This is a genomic window from Streptomyces glaucescens, from assembly GCF_002154375.1.
Classification (GTDB): domain Bacteria; phylum Actinomycetota; class Actinomycetes; order Streptomycetales; family Streptomycetaceae; genus Streptomyces; species Streptomyces glaucescens.
Window position 1 is genome coordinate 1 of the sequence record NZ_MUND01000338.1, and the last position, 7,057, is coordinate 7,057.

The following is a 7,057-nucleotide window of genomic DNA, read 5'->3' on the forward strand; positions in this document are numbered from 1 at the left end:
TTCCAGTCCCACATGTGGGACGGCTCGGCGGAGACCCTGGCCGACAACCTGGCCATCGGCCAGGAGCTGCTGGCCCGCGCCCACGCCGCCAAGATCATCCTCGAGGTGGAGATCACCCCCACCGGCGGTGAGGAGGACGGCGTCACCCACGAGATCAACGACGAGCTGTACACCACCGTCGACGACGCGATCCGCACCGCCGAGGCGCTGGGCCTGGGCGAGAAGGGCCGCTACCTGCTGGCCGCGTCCTTCGGCAACGTGCACGGCGTGTACAAGCCGGGCAACGTGGTGCTCCGTCCCGAGCTGCTGAAGGAGCTGAACGAGGGCGTCGCCGCCAAGTACGGCAAGCCGGCCGGCTCCCAGCCGTTCGACTTCGTCTTCCACGGCGGCTCCGGCTCCACCGAGCAGGAGATCCTGACCGCGCTGGAGAACGGCGTGGTCAAGATGAACATCGACACCGACACCCAGTACGCCTTCACGCGTCCGGTCGTCGACCACATGTTCAGGAACTACGACGGCGTCCTGAAGGTCGACGGCGAGGTCGGCTCCAAGAAGACCTACGACCCGCGCACCTGGGGCAAGCTGGCCGAGGCCGGCATGGCCACGCGCGTCGTCGAGGCCTGCCAGAACCTGCGGTCGGCCGGTACGAAGCTGAAGTAACCCGGATATTCGTCCGTACGCGTCGAGCCCGGTGCCACGGCACCGGGCTCGCTGTATACCTGGGAGAGTGCCCGACGTCCGGCTGGCCTCCCCGCAGGGCCGGTGGCTGCTGTTCACCACCGTCCTCGGCTCCAGCATGGCCCTGCTGGACTCCACCGTCGTCAACGTCGCCCTGCCGCGCATCGGCCGCGACCTGGACGCGGATCTCGCCGTGCTCCAGTGGACGGTCAACGCGTACATGGTCACGCTGGCCGGGCTGATCCTGCTCGGCGGTGCCCTCGGCGACTGCTTCGGACGGCGGCGGATCTTCGTGCTCGGCGTGGTGTGGTTCGCCGTGGCCTCACTGCTGTGCGGGCTCGCCCCGAACGCCGGGGTGCTCGTCGCCGCCCGCGCCCTGCAAGGCGTCGGCGGCGCGCTGCTCACCCCCGGCTCGCTCGCCCTGATCCAGGCCTCCTTCCACCCGGACGACCGGGGCCGGGCGGTCGGCCTGTGGTCCGGTTTCGGCGGCGTCGGCGCGGCCGTCGGGCCGTTCCTGGGCGGCTGGCTGGTGGACGGCCCCGGCTGGCGCTGGGTCTTCCTGATCAACGTGCCGCTGGCCCTGCTGTGCGTGCCGGTCGCGCTGCGGCACGTCCCGGAGTCCTCCGAGGGGGGCACGCACGGCCGGTTCGACGTGCTGGGCGCCGCGCTCGGCGCGCTCGCGCTGGCCCTGCTGACGTATGCCCTGATCGAGGCTCACGCGGGGACCTGGACGGTCGTGCTCACGGGGGGAGCGGGCCTGCTCGCCGCCGTGGCGTTCGTGGCCGTGGAGCGGCGGCGGCCGGACCCGATGATGCCGCCGGACATCTTCGCCTCCCGCCAGTTCACCGTGGTCAACCTGGTCACCGTGTGCGTGTACGCGGCCTTCGGCGGCTTCTTCTTCCTCGTGGTCCTCCAGCTCCAGGTCGTCTCCGGCTACTCGGCGCTCGGTGCGGGCACGGCCCTGCTGCCCACGACGGTCCTGATGCTGCTGTTCTCGGCCCGCTCCGGGGAACTGGGGGAGAAGACCGGCCCGCGTCTGCCGCTGACCGTGGGCCCGCTGCTGTGCGCGGCGGGCATGCTGCTGATGCTGAGGGTCGGGCCGGACGCCTCGTACGCCGCCGACGTGCTGCCCGCGCTGCTGGTGCTGGGCCTCGGCATGGTCACCCTGGTGGCCCCGCTGACCGCGACCGTGCTCGGCTCCGTCGACACCGCGCGGGCGGGCCTGGCCAGCGGTATCAACAACGCCGCGGCGCGGGCCGCGGGCCTGGTCGCGGTGGCCGCGCTGCCGCTGCTCGCCGGTATGGGGCCGGAGGCCTACCGCTCGGCGGACGCCTTCGACGCCGCGTTCGGCCGGTCGATGCTGTGGTGCGCGGGGGTGCTGGTGGCGGGGGCGGTACTGGCCTGGGCGACCGTACGGCGGCCCGCGCCGGACTGCGGGCACCCGGAGTGCCGTACCCACTGCGATGTGGCGGCCCCGCCACTGGAGGGCCACCGGCCGGCGCCGCCGCCCGGTGACAGACTGAACCCATGACGATTCACGAGAACCTGCTCGGGGGCCCGCCCCCGACCCACCTCCCCGACGACCCGGAGCCGCGTGAGCTGCTGGCGGGCGGCACCCCGGCCGCCGAGGTCGCCGCGAAGTACCCGACCTCGTCGCTGGCCTGGGCCCGCCTGGCCGACGAGGCGTTCGAGCGGGGCAGCACGGTGGAGTCGTACGCCTACGCCCGTACCGGCTACCACCGCGGCCTGGACGCGCTGCGCCGCAACGGCTGGAAGGGCCACGGCCCGGTGCCCTGGGAGCACGAGCCGAACCGCGGCTTCCTGCGCGCCCTGCACGCCCTCGCCCGCGCCGCGCAGGTCATCGGCGAGCAGGAGGAGTACGAGCGCTGCTCGCAGTTCCTGAAGGACTCCTCGCCCACGGCGGCGCAGACGCTGGGCTAGGTTTTCCGGTTCGTACCGTTCGTACGGTCGTACGGTGAGGCCCGTCTGTGATCAGGCGGGCCTTGCGATGTCGCGGGGACTTGCGCAGGATGCGGGTGGGGACCGGGGCCCCCGTGCCGGTAACGGCAGGGGCGGACCGCTACCCGGAGCAATAAACAGGAGACAGCGATGTCCCACGAGGCTCAGGAAACCCACGAGCCCGAGACCCCGCATCTCGACTTCCAGGGGACCACCCCGTACGAGGACTACGTCAGGGCGGACGTTCTCACCCACCTCCAGCACACCCTCTCCGACGATCCCGGAGAGATGGTCTTCCTGGTCACCACCCAGGTCATGGAGCTGTGGTTCACGGTTGTCGTGCACGAGTGGGAGACGGCCGCGAAGGCCCTCCGCCAGGACGACGTGCCGGTGGCGATCGCCGCGCTCAAACGTTCCGTACGGGAGCTGGAGGCGCTGAACGCCTCCTGGAAGCCGCTGGGCCAGCTCACGCCCGCGCAGTTCAACTCGTACCGCAGCGCCCTGGGCGAGGGCTCCGGCTTCCAGTCCGCGATGTACCGCCGGATGGAGTTCCTGCTCGGCGAGAAGTCCGCCTCCATGCTCGTCCCGCACCGCGGTTCCCCCCGCGTCCACGCGGAGCTGGAGAAGGCGCTGTACGAGCCGAGCCTGTACGACGAGGTGCTGCGCCTGCTGGCCCGCCGCGGCCACGCGATCCCCGGGTCCGTCCTCCAGCGGGACGTCTCCCGGCGCTACGAGCCGTCGGACGAGGTCGAGGCGGTGTGGACCGCGATCTACTCCGGCGACGAGAGCGACGAGCTCGCCCGGCTCGGCGAGGCGCTGAGCGATGTCGCCGAACTGGTGTGGCGCTGGCGCAACGACCACCTGGTGGCCACCCGCAGGGCCATGGGCGCCAAGTCCGGCACGGGCGGCTCCGCCGGGGTGGCGTGGCTGGAGAAGCGGGCCCGGAAGAACGTCTTCCCCGAGCTGTGGACGGCGAGGTCGTATGTCTGAGACCACCGAGCTGCCCGGAATGCCCGAGCTGGTGAGGCGGGCGGAGGAGCTGGACGCGGCGGACCCGCTCGCGGGCAAGCGCGCCGAGTTCGTGCTCGACGACGTGATCTACCTCGACGGCAACTCGCTCGGCGCGCTGCCCGCCGCCGTCCCCGGCCGGATGGCCGACGTGATCGCCCGGCAGTGGGGCGAACTGCGCATCCGCTCCTGGGACGAGAGCGGCTGGTGGACGGCGCCCGAGCGGATCGGGGACCGCATCGCGCCGCTGATCGGGGCCGCGGCCGGACAGGTGGTGGTCGGTGACTCCACCAGCGTGAACGTCTTCAAGGCGCTGGTGGCGGCGGTCCGGATGGCCGGGGACGGCCGGGACGAGATCGTCGTGGACGCCACGACCTTCCCCACCGACGGCTACATCGCCCGGTCCGCGGCCCGCATGACCGGCTGCACGCTGCGGCCGGTGACCCCGGCCGAGGTGCCGGACGTGCTGGGACCGCGCACGGCGGTCGTCCTGCTCAACCACGCGGACTACCGCACGGGCCGCCTGCACGACCTGCCGTCGCTCACCTCCGCCGTCCACGCGGCGGGCGCGCTGGCCGTCTGGGACCTGTGCCACACCGCGGGCGCCCTGCCGGTCGGGGTCGACGAGCACGGGGTGGACCTGGCGGTCGGCTGCACCTACAAGTACCTGAACGGCGGCCCCGGCTCACCGGCGTACCTGTACGTGCGGCGGGAACTGCAGGACCGCTTCGACTCCCCGCTGCCCGGCTGGAACTCCCACGTGGAGCCCTTCGGCATGCGCGGTGACTACGAACCGGCGCGGGGCGCGCCGCGGGGCCGGGTCGGGACGCCGGACATCCTCTCGATGCTCGCCCTGGAAGCGGCGCTCGAGGTCTGGGACGGGGTCCCGGTCGAGGCGGTGCGGGCCAAGTCGCTGGCGCTGACGGACTTCTTCCTGGAGTGCGTGGCGCAGTACGTGAGCCCCGGGCGGGTCGAGTCCCTGACCCCGGCCGCGCACGAGGAGCGCGGCAGCCAGGTGGCCCTGTGCTGCGACGACGCCGGTGACGTGATGAAACGCCTGATCGACCGAGGCGTCGTCGGCGACTTCCGCCCCCCGAACCTCCTGCGCTTCGGCTTCACACCGCTGTACGTGGGCTTCGCGGACGTGGAGCGGGCGGCACGGGTACTGGGGGAGGTGGTGGGCTAGCCCCCCTCGGGTAGCCCCCTCGGCGGGTGCGCCCGCTTCCGTGGGGTGTCTCCTCGGGCGGGTGCGCCCGCTTCCGTGGGGTGACTCCTCGGGCGGGTGCGCCCGGCTCGCCGGGCGTGGCCCGAGGAGTGCTCACTCCGTGACGTACACCCCCGCCACCGCCGCGGCATGGGCGGCCCGTGCGGCGCGTTCCGCGGCGGCGGCGTCGGGGACCACCCCGGAGGTCAGCAGCCCGTAGTACAGCGGCGCGGACACCGCGCGTACGACCGCCCGCGCGTCCGTGCCCGCCGGCAGCTCACCGCGCGCCACTGCCTGCTCCACGCACGGCGCCCACTCGTCCACCCGCACCTCGTAGAACCGCCGCAGCGCCGCGGCCGTCCGCTCGTCGCACGCCGCCGCCGCGATCACGGCACGGAACAGCGCGCCCTGGCGCGGGTCGGCCAGCGTCCGCTGGACCAGCGACGCGTTGGCCCGCAGGTCCCCGAGCACCGACCCGGTCTCCTCCCGGGGCGAGGACTGCTCGGCCATGTCCACGAGCAGGTCGGCGACGAGCCCGGTCACCGAGCCCCACCGCCGGTACACGGTCGTCTTGCCGACCTCCGCCCGCCGTGCGATGTCCGCCAGATCGAGCTGGTCGAAGCCCTGCTCCGCCAGCACGTCCCCCGCCGCGCGCAGGACCGCGGCGCGCACGCGCGCGGTGCGTCCTCCGGGACGTACGGTGCCGGGTTCGGCGGACATGTCGGCCTCCTTTGTGCACGCGGGGTCCCGTGCGAGTCCCCCTGTGGGGCACCCTCCGGGTCACCCCGTCAGGGTAACGAAACGGCAGGACCGTTTAACCCTCACCGAGCGTGACATACCCATGTCCCCGCACGTCACCGGCCTGGTACCGTCCCCGCCAACGGCCTGACGCACCACCCGGTCCGCCACACACGTTTCATCGCTGAGAGGTTGGAGCATGACGGACGACGTCGCAGCGGCACAGGCCGCCGCCGAGGAGAAGTCCGCCTTCTCGCACCCGCCCGTCGACCCCGACGCCACCGCCGCGTACGGAGACCACCCCGACCAGGTGATCGACTTCTACGCCCCGCACGGCACCGGGCCCACCGGCTCCGCCCCCCTCGCCCCGCTGGTCGTCGTCCTGCACGGAGGCGCCTGGCGCGCCCCGTACGACCGGCGCCACATCAGCCCGTTCGCCGGCTTCCTGGCCCGTAGGGGATTCGCGGTGGCGAGCGTGGAGTACCGGCGGGGAGCCGTGGAGGCCGCCGCCGGGGAGCAGCCCGTCGCGGGCCGCTGGCCGGACACCTTCGACGACGTCGCCGCCGCGCTCGACGCCCTTCCCGCGCTCGTCCGCGAGGTCCTTCCGCGGGCCGACGTCCGCCGGACGGTGGTGACCGGGCACTCGGCCGGCGGGCACCTCGCGCTGTGGGCCGCCGCCCGGCACGTCCTGCCCGCCGACGCGCCCTGGCGCACCGACGGCCCCGCACCGCTGCGCGGGGTGGTCGCCCTGGCCCCGATCGCCGACTTCGCCGTCGCGGACGAGCTGGACGTGTGCGAAGGGGCGGCACGCCAACTCCTCGGCGGAGCAAGCCCGTTCGCCGAGCGACGGCCGTACGCCGACCCCGCGCTGCTGCTGCCGACGGGCATCGCGACGACCCTGGTGCAGGGCCGCGCCGACCTGGACGTGCCGCCGGCGGTCGCCGAGTCGTACGCGGACGCGGCGGCGAAGGCGGGCGAGGTGGTAGGGCTGACCCTGCTGAAGGATGTCGGCCACTTCCCGCTGATCGACCCGGCGGCGGACGCGTGCGCGGTGGTGGCGGAGGAGATCGCGCAGCTGGCGTGGTGAGGCCGTGGTCACGGGCGGGGCGGTCATCGTGGGCAGTCCCCGCAGGTGACGGCCCTCGTGGGCGGTCCCCGCGAGGGCCGGCCCGCGCGGTCCCGTCATACCCGTAGTACCTGAGAGCTACGGCCGTGAACACCTCTGCGGCGTGACGCGAGCGACGGCTCCCGCTCCGTAGCTTCCCGATCAACAAGCCCGATGGACGGGCGGACCGGGAGGGAAGCGAACCATGGAGCCGACCGCAGTGCCAGCCACCGACGCCACCGGCGGCCCGCCGAGGAGCCGTCGTACGCCCCGCCGGCTGCGCTCCCTCCTCGCTCTCCTCATCTCCGCGTGCGTGGTCCTGCCGCTCTCCGCCGCCGCCCGCCCCCGGATCCCCGCCCCGGCAC

At 73.5% G+C, this 7,057-nt stretch carries 7 protein-coding genes; 6 read left to right on the plus strand and 1 reads right to left on the minus strand.

Features of this window, described 5'->3' with window-relative positions; genetic code table 11:
- From fbaA to kynU, 5 genes are all read left to right on the plus strand, one after another.
- Positions 1 to 660, plus strand: a 660-nt coding sequence (gene fbaA / locus CCN42_RS22100; RefSeq protein ID WP_086738119.1) for a class II fructose-bisphosphate aldolase, incomplete at its 5' end; no start/stop codon positions are given.
- Positions 661 to 727: 67 nt separating this feature from the next.
- Positions 728 to 2,209 carry an MFS transporter gene (locus CCN42_RS22105; RefSeq protein ID WP_086738121.1) on the plus strand — a complete coding sequence of 494 codons (1,482 nt, stop codon included), beginning with the start codon at positions 728 to 730 and terminating at the stop codon, positions 2,207 to 2,209.
- Positions 2,206 to 2,619: a DUF3151 domain-containing protein gene (locus tag CCN42_RS22110; RefSeq protein WP_086167489.1), complete on the plus strand. Its 414-nt coding sequence runs from the start codon at positions 2,206 to 2,208 to the stop codon at positions 2,617 to 2,619. The genes CCN42_RS22105 and CCN42_RS22110 overlap by 4 nt, the downstream gene beginning before the upstream one ends.
- A 168-nt stretch (positions 2,620 to 2,787) precedes the next feature.
- Positions 2,788 to 3,627 carry a tryptophan 2,3-dioxygenase family protein gene (locus CCN42_RS22115; RefSeq protein ID WP_086738123.1) on the plus strand — a complete coding sequence of 280 codons (840 nt, stop codon included), beginning with the start codon at positions 2,788 to 2,790 and terminating at the stop codon, positions 3,625 to 3,627.
- Positions 3,628 to 3,646: 19 nt separating this feature from the next.
- Positions 3,647 to 4,831, plus strand: coding sequence for a kynureninase (gene kynU, locus CCN42_RS22120; protein WP_086738128.1), 1,185 nt, complete (start codon positions 3,647 to 3,649; stop codon positions 4,829 to 4,831).
- 132 nt (positions 4,832 to 4,963) lie between these two features.
- Here the strand turns inward: kynU and CCN42_RS22125 are convergent, their stop codons facing one another.
- The gene (locus CCN42_RS22125; RefSeq protein WP_086738125.1) at positions 4,964 to 5,569 is read right to left on the minus strand and encodes a TetR/AcrR family transcriptional regulator; all 606 of its coding nucleotides are present in this window, start codon (positions 5,567 to 5,569) and stop codon (positions 4,964 to 4,966) included.
- A 217-nt stretch (positions 5,570 to 5,786) separates the two neighbouring features.
- Between CCN42_RS22125 and CCN42_RS22130 the strand changes: the two genes are divergently transcribed.
- Positions 5,787 to 6,674, plus strand: a complete 888-nt coding sequence (locus tag CCN42_RS22130; RefSeq protein WP_086738126.1) for an alpha/beta hydrolase — start codon at positions 5,787 to 5,789, stop codon at positions 6,672 to 6,674.
- Positions 6,675 to 7,057 lie beyond the last annotated feature (383 nt).